Source organism: Gordonia insulae, assembly GCF_003855095.1.
Classification (GTDB): domain Bacteria; phylum Actinomycetota; class Actinomycetes; order Mycobacteriales; family Mycobacteriaceae; genus Gordonia; species Gordonia insulae.
In genome coordinates this window covers 3,128,898-3,143,013 of the sequence record NZ_CP033972.1, presented here as the reverse complement: position 1 = coordinate 3,143,013, position 14,116 = coordinate 3,128,898, and the positions used below count along the sequence as shown (strand labels likewise).

The 14,116-nt window shown below is 66.8% G+C and carries 13 protein-coding genes; 7 read left to right on the top strand and 6 right to left on the bottom strand.

The window, feature by feature from the left end; translation table 11 throughout:
• Window positions 1–3 precede the first annotated feature (3 nt).
• Window positions 4–1,032 carry an LLM class flavin-dependent oxidoreductase gene (locus D7316_RS14310; protein ID WP_124708837.1) on the bottom strand — a complete coding sequence of 343 codons (1,029 nt, stop codon included), beginning with the start codon at window positions 1,030–1,032 and terminating at the stop codon, window positions 4–6.
• Between the two features lie 105 nt (window positions 1,033–1,137).
• On the opposite strand from D7316_RS14310, the gene D7316_RS14305 reads away from it, so the two are divergent.
• Window positions 1,138–1,518: an SHOCT domain-containing protein gene (locus D7316_RS14305; RefSeq protein WP_124708836.1), complete on the top strand. Its 381-nt coding sequence runs from the start codon at window positions 1,138–1,140 to the stop codon at window positions 1,516–1,518.
• 94 nt (window positions 1,519–1,612) lie between these two features.
• Here D7316_RS14305 and D7316_RS14300 read toward each other — a convergent pair whose 3' ends face one another.
• Entirely contained in the window at window positions 1,613–2,416 is an 804-nt protein-coding gene (locus D7316_RS14300) for an HAD-IIA family hydrolase (RefSeq protein WP_124708835.1), read from the bottom strand.
• 145 nt (window positions 2,417–2,561) lie between these two features.
• Here D7316_RS14300 and D7316_RS14295 point away from each other — a divergent pair, with 145 nt between their 5' ends.
• Genes D7316_RS14295 through D7316_RS14280 form a run of 4 tightly spaced genes read left to right on the top strand, consistent with a single transcriptional unit; the run spans window position 2,562 to window position 8,309 of the window.
• On the top strand, window positions 2,562–3,539 hold the full coding sequence (locus D7316_RS14295) for an ABC transporter permease (protein WP_124708834.1): 978 nt from the start codon (window positions 2,562–2,564) through the stop codon (window positions 3,537–3,539).
• A gap of 20 nt (window positions 3,540–3,559) precedes the next feature.
• Window positions 3,560–4,567, top strand: coding sequence for an ABC transporter permease (locus D7316_RS14290; protein ID WP_124708833.1), 1,008 nt, complete (start codon window positions 3,560–3,562; stop codon window positions 4,565–4,567).
• A complete protein-coding gene (locus D7316_RS14285) occupies window positions 4,564–6,663 on the top strand; it encodes an ABC transporter ATP-binding protein (RefSeq protein ID WP_124708832.1) in 2,100 nt (699 codons plus the stop codon). The genes D7316_RS14290 and D7316_RS14285 overlap by 4 nt, the downstream gene beginning before the upstream one ends.
• Window positions 6,660–8,309 (top strand): ABC transporter family substrate-binding protein, encoded by a 1,650-nt coding sequence (locus D7316_RS14280; RefSeq protein WP_124708831.1) that lies wholly within the window; start codon window positions 6,660–6,662, stop codon window positions 8,307–8,309. The genes D7316_RS14285 and D7316_RS14280 overlap by 4 nt, the downstream gene beginning before the upstream one ends.
• Before the next feature lie 19 nt (window positions 8,310–8,328).
• Here D7316_RS14280 and D7316_RS14275 read toward each other — a convergent pair whose 3' ends face one another.
• From D7316_RS14275 to thiC, 3 genes are all read right to left on the bottom strand, one after another.
• Window positions 8,329–8,988 carry a hypothetical protein gene (locus D7316_RS14275; RefSeq protein WP_232016916.1) on the bottom strand — a complete coding sequence of 220 codons (660 nt, stop codon included), beginning with the start codon at window positions 8,986–8,988 and terminating at the stop codon, window positions 8,329–8,331.
• A 246-nt stretch (window positions 8,989–9,234) separates the two neighbouring features.
• Entirely contained in the window at window positions 9,235–10,086 is an 852-nt protein-coding gene (thiD, locus tag D7316_RS14270; RefSeq protein WP_124708830.1) for a bifunctional hydroxymethylpyrimidine kinase/phosphomethylpyrimidine kinase, read from the bottom strand.
• On the bottom strand, window positions 10,083–11,753 hold the full coding sequence (gene thiC, locus D7316_RS14265; RefSeq protein WP_124708829.1) for a phosphomethylpyrimidine synthase ThiC: 1,671 nt from the start codon (window positions 11,751–11,753) through the stop codon (window positions 10,083–10,085). The genes thiD and thiC overlap by 4 nt, the downstream gene beginning before the upstream one ends.
• Window positions 11,754–12,080: 327 nt before the next feature.
• On the opposite strand from thiC, the gene D7316_RS14260 reads away from it, so the two are divergent.
• The gene (locus D7316_RS14260) at window positions 12,081–12,428 is read left to right on the top strand and encodes a GNAT family N-acetyltransferase (RefSeq protein ID WP_124711345.1); all 348 of its coding nucleotides are present in this window, start codon (window positions 12,081–12,083) and stop codon (window positions 12,426–12,428) included.
• A gap of 80 nt (window positions 12,429–12,508) precedes the next feature.
• A complete protein-coding gene (locus D7316_RS14255; RefSeq protein ID WP_124708828.1) occupies window positions 12,509–13,270 on the top strand; it encodes a siderophore-interacting protein in 762 nt (253 codons plus the stop codon).
• Window positions 13,271–13,317: 47 nt separating this feature from the next.
• Here the strand turns inward: D7316_RS14255 and D7316_RS14250 are convergent, their stop codons facing one another.
• Window positions 13,318–14,001: a metal-dependent transcriptional regulator gene (locus D7316_RS14250; RefSeq protein ID WP_124708827.1), complete on the bottom strand. Its 684-nt coding sequence runs from the start codon at window positions 13,999–14,001 to the stop codon at window positions 13,318–13,320.
• Window positions 14,002–14,116: the final 115 nt, after the last annotated feature.

Below are 14,116 nucleotides of genomic sequence, written 5' to 3'. Positions count from 1 at the left end.
CGTTCAGGCGCCGAGCAGGTCTCGGACCCGAGGAATCACCTGTGTGCCGTAGAGCTCGACACTGCGCATGAGCTTCTCGTGGGGCAGCGTGCCGTGCGAGTACTTGAGATCGAACCGGCTCAATCCCAACGCCTTCGACGTCGCCGCGATCTTCGCCGCGACGGTCTCCGGCGACCCGACGTAGAGCGAGCCCGCCGGTCCAGCGGATCGTTCGAACTCGATCCGCGTCGGCGGCGGCCATCCGCGTTCGCGTCCGATGCGCTCGACGTAGACCCGGTAGTGCGGCCACAGTTCGTCGCGGGCCTGCTCGTCGGTCTCCGCGACATGTCCGGGCGAGTGGACGCCCACCGGCAGGTCGGTGGGCTGCTCGAGTTCGGCGAGGGCGCGCCGGTACAGGTCGACGTACGGGGCGAACCGGAGCGGCTCACCGCCGATGATCGCGAGCATCAGCGGTAGGCCGTAGGAGGCTGCGCGAACCACCGATTCCGGGCTGCCGCCGACGGCGATCCACGTCGGCAGCGGCGGTCCGGCCAGTTGCGGATACACGGTCTGACCGGACAGCGGGGTCCGCGTCGAGCCGGACCAGGTGACCGGTTCGCCGGTGCGGAGCGCCGCGAACAGCGACAGTTTGTCGGTGAACAGGTCCTCGTAGTCGGCGAGGTCGTAACCGAAGAGCGGGAACGACTCGGTGAACGACCCGCGGCCGAGGATCACCTCCGCCCGGCCGGCCGACAGTGCGTCCACCGTCGAGAACCGCTCGAACACGCGGATCGGGTCGTCGGAGCTGAGCACGGTCACCGCAGACCCGAGCCGGATCCGGGAGGTGCGGGCGGCGATCGCGCCGAGGACCACCTCCGGGGCCGAGACCGAATAGTCGTCGCGATGGTGTTCGCCGACACCGAGGAAATCCACGCCCACCTCGTCGGCGAGTACCGCCTGGTCGAGAAGATTGCGCAGCGTGTGTGCCGCGGTCAGCGGAGTCCCGGTGTCGTCCACCGTGATGTCGCCGAAGGTGTCAAGGCCCAGTTCCATGAGAGCGAATCGTAGTCAACGGATGCCCCGGGGTAGGTGCTGTGAGAAGCTTTTCACGCGCCGACGATCACCGTCGGCCTATCCGAACATGCAAGGAGCATTCCCATGTGGGACTCGTTCTGGGACTTCATCTGGTACACCGTCGTCATTTTCGCGTTCGTCGCGTACCTGATCGTCCTGTGGCACATCATCGCTGATCTGTTCCGTGACAAGGGTGCATCCGGATGGGTGAAGGCCATCTGGGTGATCTTCCTGGTCATCCTTCCGTACATCACGGCGATCGTGTACCTGCTCGCCAAGGGTCGCGGTATGGCCGAGCGTCAGCGTGAGGCCTACTCCGAGGCCAAGCAGGCCTCCGACCAGTACATCAAGTCGGTTGCCGGTTCGACGCCCGCGCAGCAGATCTCGGACGCCAAGTCGCTGCTCGACTCGGGTGCCATCACCCAGCAGGAGTTCGACGCGCTGAAGGCCAAGGCGCTCGGGTAGTACGCCCGTCCCTTTCCGCGCCGAGCAGGCGCAGCTTCACGCCGACCGTGTTCAGAGTTCTGCTCTGGACGCGGTCGGCGTTCTGTTGGCACCGTCAGAGCTGTTGGGCACGGTCGAGCTGGGTTCCGAAGGGATCCTGGGTGTGTCCGACGAGGTCGGCGACGGAATCGAGCACGCGGGTGGGGCGGTAGGGATACAGCTCGACCGACGCCGGCGTGGAGATCCCCGTCAGGACCAGGATGGTCTGGAGCCCGGCTTCGAGTCCGGAGATGACGTCGGTGTCCATGCGGTCGCCGATCATCAGCGTGTTCTCCGAGTGCGCGCCGATCTGGCGCAACGCCGAGCGCATCATGAGCGGATTCGGTTTGCCCACGTAGTAGGGTTCGCGGCCGGTGGCCCGGGTGATCAGGGCGGCGACCGCTCCGGTCGCGGGCAACGACCCGCCCGCCGACGGCCCGGTCGCGTCCGGATTGGTCGCGATGAACCGGGCGCCCCGTTCCACGAGGCGGATCGCGGTGGTGATCGCCTCGAACGAGTACGTACGCGTCTCGCCGAGCACCACGTAGTCGGGATCGGAGTCGGTGATCACGTAGCCGATCTCGTGCAGCGCAGTGGTGAGGCCGGATTCGCCGACGACGTACGCCGATCCGCCCGGTCGCTGTGATTCCAGGAATCGTGCGGTGGCCAGCGCCGACGTCCAGATCGACGCCTCCGGGACGTCGAGACCGATGCGGAGTCGGGCCCGTAGATCGCGCGCGGTGCGGATCGAGTTGTTCGTCAGCACGATGAAGGGCGTCTCGTCGGCGCGTAGCTCGGCGAGAAACGCATCGGCACCGGGTATCAGGTGCTCCTCGCTGACGAGTACACCGTCCATGTCCATCAGATAATTCCAGGCCATGTCCACCGATTATCGTCGCGTTGATCCGGCGTCGCGCAGAACCCGGCGAATCCGCCCTCTCGCTGACACAATGAGTCGACCACGGCCGGCGGACCGCCCCCGCGATGGTCGGAGTCGTTGTCCAGCCACGAGTCAGAGGTCATAGGTGATCGGTTACCTGTGCAAGCGCATCGCCGCCTGGGCGGTCCTTGTCTTCGTGGCCACCAACCTGACCTTCTTCCTGGCGTCCTGGTTCCTCAACCCGCGGTCCAACTACGCCGAGCGCAAGCCCCCACTGCCACCGGCGATCGTCGACAACACGTTGACGAGTTACAACCTCAACGACAAGACGCCGATCCTCGAACGCTGGTGGACCTGGCTGACCGATATTCTGTTGCACTGGGATTGGGGCTCGACGCCGGTCGGGACCAGCGTGAACGCCCAGGTCGGGTTCCGGCTGTGGTCATCGGTGCAGTTGCTCGCGGGCGCCACCGTGCTCGCGACGTTGCTCGGGATCGCACTGGGCGTCTACACCGCGCTGCGCCACTACCGATTGGCCGACCGCGCTTGGCAACTCGTCTCCATCGTGATGATCAACATCCCGGTCGCGGTCGCCGGTCTCGCCGTGGTGCTCCTCGGCATCGCGGTCAATCAACAGGTCGGGCACACCGTCGTCTGTGTGGCCGGGTCGTCGAGCGTCGACGTGCACGGCTTCTTCCCGGTGTTGTTCGACCGACTCAAACACCTAATACTGCCGACGATCACCCTGGTCGTCGTCCAGTACGCCGGTCTGCATCTGCTGCAGCGCTCGTTGCTCCTCGACACGATCAACGCCGACTATGTGCGCACCGCCCGCGCCAAAGGCCTCACCCGAGGCGTCGCGGTTCGGCGACACGCATTGCGGACGGCCATCATCCCGGTCGCCGTCGGCGTCGCGTTCGCCATCCCCGCCGTGTTCACCGGCGCGGTGATCACCGAGACGATCTTCGGCTGGGAGGGGATGGGGCGGTACTTCGTGACGTCCATCAACACCAACGACGTGTACGGCGCGGTGGCCGTCGCCGCCTTCGGTGCCCTGGCCACCGCGGTCGGCGCGATCCTCGCCGACCTCGCCGTGGTCTATCTCGATCCCGGGTGCGGGTGAACTGACATGCAGGTGCCGCGATGACGACATTGCCCCCGGAGCCCAATCGGCCCGACCGCGCGAGCGGTCACGATCCCACCGCCACCGCCCCCATCATGAGCGAGACGGGCGGACTGCTCGCCGACGGTGTCGGCCCGATCGAGGACAGCCTCGAGACGCCGATCGCCCGACGCAGGACCGGCCGGGTGGCGCTGATCGCGAAGCGGTTCGCCCGCAATCGTTCCGCGCTGGTCGGTCTGGTCATCTTCGTGCTGTTGGTCGCGTTCGCACTCTTCGGTGGGCTGTTCACGTCGTGGTCCTACACCGACACCGACTTCCTGGCGATCGGTTTCCCGCCGTCGTCGGGACACTGGTTAGGCACCAACGATGCCGGCAACGACCTGTACGCCCAGGTGGTGCACGGGCTGCAGCGGTCGCTGATCATCGCATTGTCGGTCTCGTTGGGCACCACGGTGATCGCCGCATTCGTCGGTGCGCTGGCCGCCTACTTCGGCGGCTGGGTGCAGCGGGTGATCCTGGGGATCATCTACCTGCTGCTCGTGGTGCCGACCTTCCTCATCCTCGCGCTGATCTCGAACAAGACCGGCGGCGACTGGCGGTGGCTGATCGTGGTGCTCACGCTGACCGGCTGGATGATGTTGGCGCGCATCATCCATTCGATGGCCCAGTCCATTCGGGAGCGTGACTATGTCTCTGCCGCAAAGTATCTGGGTGAGCCGCCGTTGACCATCGTGGCACGGCACATCCTGCCGAACCTCGCCTCGCTGCTGGTGATCAACTTCGCCCTCGGCGTGGTCGCGACCGTGCTCGCCGAGACCGGGCTCTCGTTCCTCGGGCTCGGCGTCAAGGTCCCCGACGTCACGCTCGGCGCCCTGCTGCAGTCCGGTGCCGGCGCGCTGTTCGCGTCGCCGTGGTTGTTCTACTTCCCGGCCGCCGTCCTGACCTTGCTGACGGTGTCGATGGCACTCATCGCCGACGGACTGCGCGACGCGCTCGACCCCACGTCGGGATCGGGGGCCCGGGCATGAGCGAAGGCGGTGTGTCCCCGGTCCTCTCGGTGCGGGACCTGCACGTGTCGTTCGGGTCCGAGGCCGGGCGGGTGGAAGCGGTACGGGGACTGTCCTTCGACGTCACGCCGTCCGCCACGCTGGCGGTGGTGGGGGAGTCCGGTTCGGGGAAGTCGGTGTCGGCGTTGGCGGTGCTCGGGCTGTTGCCGGAGACGGCCGTGGTGCGGGGGTCGGTGTCGCTGAGCGGCCGAGAACTCATCGGTCTGGGCGACAAGGCGATGTCCGACGTGCGCGGCCGGGAGATCTCGATGATCTTCCAGGACCCGCTGTCGTCGCTCACTCCGGTGTTCAGCGTCGGCGCGCAGATCGTCGAGGCGCTGCAGGCGCATCAGGACATCACGCGCAAGGCGGCGACGGCCCGCGCCGTGGAACTGCTCGACCTCGTCGGTATCCCCGATCCCGCCCGTCGGGTGAGCGCGTTCCCCCATGAACTCTCCGGCGGGATGCGTCAGCGGGTGATGATCGCGATGGCGATCGCCAACGATCCGGCGGTGATCATCGCCGACGAGCCGACCACCGCGCTCGACGTGACGATCCAGGCGCAGATCCTCTCGCTGCTGCGCACGGCGCGCGACGAGACCGGTGCGGCGATGGTGCTCATCACCCATGACCTCGGTGTGGTGGCCGGCACCGCCGACGATGTGGTGGTCATGTACGGCGGCCGGGCCGTCGAGCGAGCCGCCGTCGACCCACTGTTCGCGGCCCCACGTATGCCGTACACGATCGGGCTCCTCGGTGCCATGCCGCGGGTGGACCGGGTGTCGCACGCGCTGACGCCGATTCCGGGCACGCCGCCGATGCTCATCGATCCGGCCGACGCCTGCCAGTTCGCCCCGCGGTGCCCCATCGCCGTCGACGGATGTCGCAGCGGGGAACCGGCATTGGAGCCGGTCGATCCCCCGGGACGCCCCGGGACGCCCGAGCACCTGGCCGCCTGCATCCGTTCGGCGGAGATCTCGGTCGAGGGAACCATCGACGGCTCACCGGTGTTCGGTGTTCCCGATATACAGGAGGATGACCGCGGCGAGGTCGGGTCGGGGGCGCGGCCCGTCGTGCTGTCGGTGACCGGGTTGCGCAAGGAGTTCGCTCTCACCACCGGACTTCTCAGGCGCCGCGTCGGGACGGTGCGGGCAGTCGACGGCGTGTCCTTCGACATCCGGCAGGGGGAGACGCTGGCAATCGTCGGGGAGTCCGGCAGCGGGAAGTCGACGACGCTGCTGGAGGTGATGGATTTCGCGCAGCCGTCTGGGGTCGTCCGTATCGCGGGCACCGACCCGGCCGAGTTGTCCCGTCGCGGGGCCAGGGTGTTGCGTCGTGATCTGTCGATCGTCTTCCAGGATCCGTCAGAAGCGTTGGACCCGCGGTTCACCGCCTTCGACATCGTCGCCGAACCGCTGCGTGCATTGGGTCTGTCCCGGGGCGACACGGCGGAGCGGGTGACCGGGCTGCTCCGGCGGGTGGGCCTCGATCCGGCACATGCCGACCGCTATCCATCCGCCTTCTCCGGTGGGCAGCGACAGCGACTGGCCATCGCCCGGGCCCTGGCCACCGATCCGAAGCTCATCATCCTCGACGAACCGCTGTCGGCACTCGACGTCTCGGTGCAGGCCGACATCGTCAACCTGATCCGACGGTTGCAGGCCGACGGCAATGTGTCGTATCTGGTGGTGGCTCATGATCTCTCGGTGGTCCGGCACATGGCGGATCGGGTCGCGGTGATGTATCTGGGCCGATTCGTCGAGACCGGACCGACGGCCGCGGTGTTCGACGATCCCGCGCATCCGTACACGCAGGCACTGTTGTCGGCGGTGCCGGTGCCGGATCCGCGGGTGGAGCGGGCGCGGACCCCGATCGTGCTGCGCGGCGAGCAGCCGAGCCCCAGCGCCGAGATCAGTGGTTGCGCGTTCGCCGGGCGGTGCCCGCTGTATCTGACACTCGGAGAATCGGAGCAGGGCCGCTGTCGTGGCGAGGTCCCCGACCTCCGGACGTCGGCCACGGACCAGCAGGCCGCCTGTCATTTCAGCGAGCGGATGCCGGTGTCGAGGGAGGTGTCGTGAAGCGACTGACGGCGATCCTCGCCGTGGTGGTGGCGTTGCTGGGACTGTCGGGGTGCGGTGTGGCACTCGATGACTCGGCGATCTCCACCACCGGCGCCGACCTGAATCCGCAGTCACGCGAGAATCTTCGTGACGGTGGAAGCCTCACCACCGCGATCACCGAGGTGAGTCCGCAGTGGAACACCTTCCACGCCGACGGAACGGCCTACACGCTGCTGATGTGGCGGTGGTACAACCCGACATTGGCCTACTTCGCCCCGGACGGCACCTACTCGTTCAATCGCGACTTCCTGACCGACGTCCGAAAGGAGTTGGTGGACGGCAAGACCGTCGTGACCTACACCGTGAATCCGAAGGCCCACTACAACGACGGCACGCCGATCGACTACCGGGCGTTCGTCAACACCTGGCGCACCAGCAGCGGAACCGATCCGAATTACATCGTCAGTGCCACCGACGGCTACGACCAGATCGAATCGGTCACCCGCGGCGTCGACGATCGGCAGGCCGTCGTCCGGTTCAAGGGGGTCTGGGCCTGGCCCGACGGGTTGTTCAACATCCTCCTGCACCCGAAGGTGAATTCCGCGGATGTCTACAACACCGCATACCTGCAGAATCCTCACCCCGAATGGGGTGCAGGCCCGTACACCATCGATTCGTACGACCAGAACACGGGCGTGGTGGTGTTCAAGCGCAATCCGCAATGGTGGGGTAATCGCGGCAAACTGGACCGTCGTGTCTTCCGGCAGATGGAGGACCAGGCGGCCATCAATGCGTTCCGCAACGGCGAGATCGACGCGATCGGAGTGGCCAGCAAGGATTCCCGCGCCCAGGTGATCACGATGGGCGGTGTCGACATCCGAACCGCGGCCGCACCGCAGCAGTCGCTTCTCGTGGTGAATCTCGATACCCCGATCCTCGCCGACCGGCGGGTCCGCGAGGCCGTCCTGCGGGGCGTCGATCGGGAAACCCTGGCGCGCATCCGATTCACCGGCCTGAACTACACCGAGCCGTTGCCGGGGTCACTGCAGATGTACTCCTTCCAGCCGGGCTACGAGGACAACGTCAAGGGCGTCATCGACTATGACGCGGGACGCGCCGCAGCGCTTCTCGACGAGGCCGGTTGGGTGGTCGGTGACGACGGGGTCCGGGTCAAGGACGGACGCCGGCTGGCGCTGACGCTCCCCATTCTGTCCGACGCCCCGGCGATACAGAATCTCGCACGGGCGTTCCAGGCGATCCTGAAGAAGATCGGCGTCGATGTCGTCATCGCGCAGCGACCGTCGTCGGACTTCTCGAAGGTCGTCGTCAACAAGGAGTTCGATCTCTTCCTGATGGGCTTCGCGTCCAGTGATCCGTTCGGCATGGCCTACCTCTGTCAGACGTGGTGCGAGGGCTCCCAGTTGAACAAGGCGGGTGCAGGCTACCCGGAACTCGATGCCGAGATCGCCCGCGTCGCCGCCATTCCCGATCCGATGCAGCAGATCGCGGCGGGGAACAAGGTCGAGCGGCAGGCCTTCGCCCAGTACTCCGACCTGCCGCTGTTCAACGGCCCGTCGATGGTGGCGGTGAAAGAAGACCTCGCCAACTACGGTGCGGGACAGTTCAACGTCGGTCCGGTCGAGGACATCGGCTGGCAGAAGTGACCGGATGCGGCGGCCGGCCTCACTGCCGGGAGATGGCCACCCGGGCGACGTCTGCCGGATCGATCAGGTGGGTGTGGTCGTGGGCTCCGACGTCGATCTGGACGACCTCGATGCGCACCTGGTGGGCGCCGCTCGCCAGTGGCTCGTCCGACGAGGTGGTGAACTCCTGCATATGCAGCAGGTTGTAGACGAACCGCGAACACCCGTCGACGACGTAGACCGCCCACCCGCCGAATCTGCCGCCCTGCGCAATGATCACGCCGTTGACGGGACGGTCGTCGGGGATCTGGAGTGCGGCGGTCACCGTGAAGGATCGGTTCTTCACGTCGATGACGCTGTGCTCGGACAGGCGCTTCATGCCGGGGAACAGGACCTGACTCGTGCCGCGGATCAGTTGCGGCCGACCGGCGATGGTCGCGTTGAGGCGTTCGAACCGTCGGTCGTCGATGGGTAGGACGTTGTACTTGACCGCCTCGATCAGCCACAGGCGCTGCAGTGCAGCGAGCCGATCGGGATGCTCGGCGGCGAGGTCGCGGGACTGGGCCCAGTCGTTGCTGCCGTCATAGAGCTCCCAAACGTCGTCGTCGAGGGCGGGGAGTTCCTCGTGTGGCAGCCACGGCGTGCTGTGCCGAGTGACGGCGCTCCAGCCCTTGAAGTAGATGCCGCGGTTGCCGGCCATCTCGAAGTACTGGAGGTCGTGGCGTTCCGGGGCGTCCGCGGAGTCGAAGGTTCGTCGGTCACCGCGGGCCCGGTGTCATACGTTTCGGGTGAAGTGCGCGGTGCCGGTGCCGGCGTCGGAGGTCTGCGGGACTCACGACATGAGCGTCACCGCCCAGCACCGGACAACTGGATAATCCAGATATCCCTACGTCAGCGGTGACGCTCATGAGGTCGGCGGTCGATGCGGCACGAGACCGGACCCAAGTCAGCTCTCCGAGACCCGCCACAGCGGATTGACCGGACCGTGACCTGCGCCGAGCGGATATGCGGCCTCCAGTCCGCGCGTGACCCAACGCTTGGCGAAATCGACTGCGTCGGGCACCGTGTACCCGTGGGCGAGTGCGCCGGCCGTGGCGGCGGCAAGGGTGTCGCCGGCACCGTGGTCGTGCGGGGTGTCGATCCGCGGATGATCGAACTCGTGGAAGTCGGTACCGTCGAACAACAGATCGGGACTACGGTCACTGGACCTGAGGTGTCCGCCCTTCACCAGCGCCCAGCGCGCGCCCAACTCGTGCAACGCATACGCCGCCGCCCGTTGGGTCTGGCCATCCACGACGTCGATGCCGGTGATGAGCCGAACCTCGTCGAGGTTCGGCGTCACCACCGTGGCCAGGGGGATCAGCGTGGACCGCAACGTCTCCAGAGCCTCGGTTGCCAGGAGCGGGTCGCCGTGCATCGACGCGCAGACCGGATCGACGACGAGTGGCACCGCACCGTCGCGCCCGATCCCGAGCTCGACGCACGCCTGTCCGACCGCTTCGATGATCGGCGCCGAGGCGAGCATGCCGGTCTTGGCGGCCCCGATCCCGATGTCGGAGACCACGCTGTGCATCTGCGCCGCCACGGTCTCCGGCGCGATCTCCTGAAAACCCTGTACGCCCAGCGAGTTCTGCACCGTCACCGCAGTGACCGCCACGCACGCGTGCAGACCGAGAAGGGCGAAGGTGCGCATGTCGGCCTGGATTCCCGCACCGCCGCCCGAGTCCGAACCGGCGATGGTCATCACCCGAACAGGCGTGACACCCGGTGCGGCGGTGGGCAATCCGAGATCTGTCATGAACCGGCGGTCGCCTCGAGTGGCAGGTAGACGCGGTTGCCCGACTCGGCGAACTCGGCCGACTTCGCCGCCATCTCCTGCGCGATCTTGCGGTCGATGTCCTCGGCGGTCACCAGCCCGTTCTCCTCGGCATACGTACGCACGTCGGCGGAGATACGCATCGAGCAGAACTTCGGTCCACACATCGAGCAGAAATGCGCGGTCTTGGCCGGTTCGGCGGGCATCGTCTCGTCGTGATACTCCCGCGCGGTGTCGGGATCCAGCGCCAGATTGAACTGGTCGGTCCACCGGAATTCGAAGCGGGCCTTCGACAATGCGTCGTCACGCTGCTGCGCGCCGGGGTGTCCCTTCGCCAGGTCGGCCGAATGGGCGGCGATCTTGTAGGTGATGACACCGACCTTGACGTCGTCGCGGTTGGGCAGACCCAGATGCTCTTTCGGGGTGACGTAACACAGCATCGCGGTGCCGGCCTGCGCGATCATGGCGGCGCCGATCGCCGAGGTGATGTGGTCGTAGGCGGGTGCGATGTCGGTGGCCAGCGGCCCGAGGGTGTAGAAGGGCGCCTCCTCGCACAGTTCCTCCTCGAGCCGAACATTCTCCGCGATCTTGTGCATCGGCACGTGTCCCGGACCCTCGATCATCACCTGCACGCCAAAGGACTTCGCGATCCCGGTCAGCTCGCCAAGCGTCCGCAACTCCGCGAACTGCGCCTCGTCGTTGGCGTCGGCGATCGAACCCGGTCGCAATCCGTCGCCGAGGGAGAATGTGATGTCGTAACGCCGGAAGATCTCACACAGCTCGGCGAAGTGCGTGTAGAGGAACGACTCCTCGTGATGCGCCAGGCACCACGCGGCCATGATCGACCCGCCCCGCGACACGATGCCGGTCACCCGGCGTGCGGTCAGCGGGACATACCGAAGCAGCACACCGGCATGCACCGTCATGTAGTCGACGCCCTGCTCGGCCTGCTCGATCACGGTGTCGCGGTAGATCTCCCACGTGAGCGCGGTCGGATCGCCCTTGACCTTCTCGAGCGCCTGATAGATCGGGACGGTACCCACCGGCACCGGCGAGTTCCGCATGATCCACTCGCGGGTCGTGTGGATGTCCTTGCCGGTGGACAGGTCCATGATGGTGTCGGCGCCCCACCGGGTCGCCCACACCATCTTCTCCACCTCCTCGGCGATCGAGCTGCTGACCGCCGAATTGCCGATGTTGGCGTTGACCTTCACCGCGAACCTCTTGCCGATGATCATCGGTTCGCACTCGGGGTGCCGATGATTCGCCGGGATGACGGCCCGGCCGATCGCGACCTCGCTGCGCACCAGCTCGACGTCGACGCCCTCGCGTGCGGCGATGAATCGCATCTCGTCGGTGACCTGGCCGGCCCGGGCCCACGCCAGTTGGGTGGCCGCACCGTCTATCGGGTCCGGCCGCTGCCAGCTATCGCGCGTCGGCGCGAGCCCGCCCTCGACGTCGACCGCCGCGGTCGCATCGGTGTACGGCCCGGAGGTGTCGTAGACGTCGAGGTGTTCGCCATTGGTCAGTTCGATACGCCGCTGGGGGATCCGCAGATGATCGAGTTCGAGGTAGTGCTTGTGGCTGCCCTCGATCGGTCCCGTGGTGACGGCAGCGCTCGGCACGGATTCGGATACAGGTGTTCCCATGATGTGGCTCCCTACGCCGGCATTACCCGGACAGGTTCGGGCGGTCGACGACCGCCTGTCGCCATCTCAGCCCCCGGTGATCGTGGGAGCCCCCGCGTGTGTGGAGTTGTACGACCCAGAAGGGCCACCCAGCATCGTACGTGCCGCCGCCGTCGAGGACCACGCGAGCCCGCGGCGCGTTTCTCATTCGCCGTGCGAACAACTTCTCGCCGATCCGCGCGTGGTTACGGAATCGTAAGGTACCCTGTGACCGGGATCACAAGGTCCACGCCAACACCGCGGAGGGGAGTCCCGGCAGTGGCATCAGTGCAGGTACAGGAGGGGATCGTGCAGCGCAAGAATCGACATCGGCCACCACAGTCGGCGCAGGCGATCCTGCAGCAGATCTCTCAGGTCGTCCACAATCCGGACCGCGACCGGTTCGAACTGTGGGTGGCCGGCGACCTCGTGGGGGTGCTCGGCTACGACACCGAGTTCCGGGACGGCGCCCCGACCATCACCATCCTGCACACGGTCATCTACGACGAGTACACCGGTCACGGGCTCGGAACGCGCCTGATGGTGGGCGCCATCGCGTATGTGCGCAATCAGGGAGCCCGACTGCGTCCGGTGTGTTCGTTCACCAAGAGCTATCTGGACGCGCATCCGGGCATCGTGCCGCTCGCGCCGGCATGATCGTCTGTCCGCAGGACCGACATCGTAGTTAGCGTAGGCTAGCCTGGGGTTGATCATCGCTCGAGGGGAAGGCCGTTCTCATGGTGGAGTCGACGAAGACCAAGTCGCGTGGATGGCAGGGCGCCGTCCTCAAACTGCTCGGTGCGGACGATTACGAGCTGACCGTCACCAGCAACGAGAAGGTCACCGACGAGTACATCCGCCTCGGATTCACCGGCGGAGGTCTGCTCACGGATCGTCCGGTTCATCCGACGATGTGGGTGCGGATCTGGTTCGAGAACAAGCACGGCAAGCTGCATCAGCGCGCGTACACCCTGGTCGATCCGGACCCGTCGGACGATTCGTTCTACCTCGAGTTCGCCATCCACGACGGCGCGGCGACCCGATGGGCGCTGTCCGCCGAGCCGGGCGACACCATCTCTTCGACGTTCATGGGCTCCAAGTTCGCGATTCCGGAACCGGCTCCCAAGGGCTGGTTGATCGCCGGTGACGCCGCGGCCCTGCCGGCCCTCAATTCGTTGCTCGACGCGATCTCGGCGTCGACGGACCCGTCCGTGCCGGCCACGGTGTGGTTCGAGTACGCCCACGAATCCGACAAGGCCCTACCGCTGCGGCTGCGTGACCAGGACACCATCAACTGGGTGAAGCGGGACCGCGACGGCGATGCCCTCATCGAGGCCGTGCAGGGCGCGGCGTTCGATGCGACCGGTCACTTCGGTTGGGTCGCGCTCGACATGAAGGCGACCCGCGCGGTGTCGGGCTCGTTCAAGAACGACTACAAGCTCGGCAAGACCGGGGTGAAGGCGCAGGCGTACTGGCGCGCGAACGCTCCCGAATCCTGACTTGGTAACCGGGACGGCGCCGGGTCGGTGGCCGCGGCGAGTGATGATCAGGACGCGATCGGATCCAACTGGATGATGTGCGCCCGTTTTGCGGACAGCTCGAACGCGTCCAGCCCCCGCAGCAGATACGTCCCGGGGCGGTACTCGACCCGGATCCGGGCACCGGGAATGATCCCTGCGTCGACGAGGTGCGCCATGAGCGCGTCATCCGACTGTGCATCCTCGGAGATCGATCGCACGGTGGCGGGCAGCGGCGACCGCGGACGGCCGAGCTCGGCCAGTCGGACGGCCGGCGGTCTGTGCGCGACCTCGACCCCGAGTTGGTCCAGCCCGGGGATCGGATTGCCCCATGGCGACGTCGACGGGTCGTCGAGCAGTTCCACGATTCCTCGCTCGGCTTCGTCGCTGATCACGTGCTCCCACCGCGACGCCTCCGCGTGCACCTCGCGAGTCGGGAGGCCGATGACGTCGGCGAGCATCCGCTCGGCGATGCGGTGCTTGCGCGTGACGGCGACCGCGATCTGTCGCCCGTGTTCGGTCAGTGCGAGATGGTGGTCTGCAGTGACGTCGATCAGCCCATCGCGTTCCAGGCGCGCGACGGTCTGCGTGACCGTGGGTCCGGCCTGACCGAGTCGTTCACTGAGACGGGCGCGACGCGGGATGACGCCGTCTTCGCCGAGGTTGTAGATCGTGCGGACGTAGGTCTCCGCAGTGTCGATCAATCGGTTCACGCCGCACCGTATCGCGAAATCCGGTGTCTGCCAACCTTACTTAGGGCAGGATGGCCTCATCCGAACGGCGGCGACCAGGGGCCGGATCGCGCCGACGAGCCTGGCGAATCCGCTG

Coding starts and splice junctions, on each gene's coding strand:
- D7316_RS14285 (WP_124708832.1), top strand. CDS start 4,564: ATGAGCGAAGGCGGTGTGTCCCCGGTCCTCTCGGTGCGGGACCTGCAC.
- D7316_RS14310 (WP_124708837.1), bottom strand. CDS start 1,032: ATGGAACTGGGCCTTGACACCTTCGGCGACATCACGGTGGACGACACC.
- D7316_RS14300 (WP_124708835.1), bottom strand. CDS start 2,416: ATGGCCTGGAATTATCTGATGGACATGGACGGTGTACTCGTCAGCGAG.
- D7316_RS14290 (WP_124708833.1), top strand. CDS start 3,560: ATGACGACATTGCCCCCGGAGCCCAATCGGCCCGACCGCGCGAGCGGT.
- thiD (WP_124708830.1), bottom strand. CDS start 10,086: ATGACAGATCTCGGATTGCCCACCGCCGCACCGGGTGTCACGCCTGTT.
- D7316_RS14275 (WP_232016916.1), bottom strand. CDS start 8,988: ATGGCCGGCAACCGCGGCATCTACTTCAAGGGCTGGAGCGCCGTCACT.
- thiC (WP_124708829.1), bottom strand. CDS start 11,753: ATGGGAACACCTGTATCCGAATCCGTGCCGAGCGCTGCCGTCACCACG.
- D7316_RS14305 (WP_124708836.1), top strand. CDS start 1,138: ATGTGGGACTCGTTCTGGGACTTCATCTGGTACACCGTCGTCATTTTC.
- D7316_RS14255 (WP_124708828.1), top strand. CDS start 12,509: ATGGTGGAGTCGACGAAGACCAAGTCGCGTGGATGGCAGGGCGCCGTC.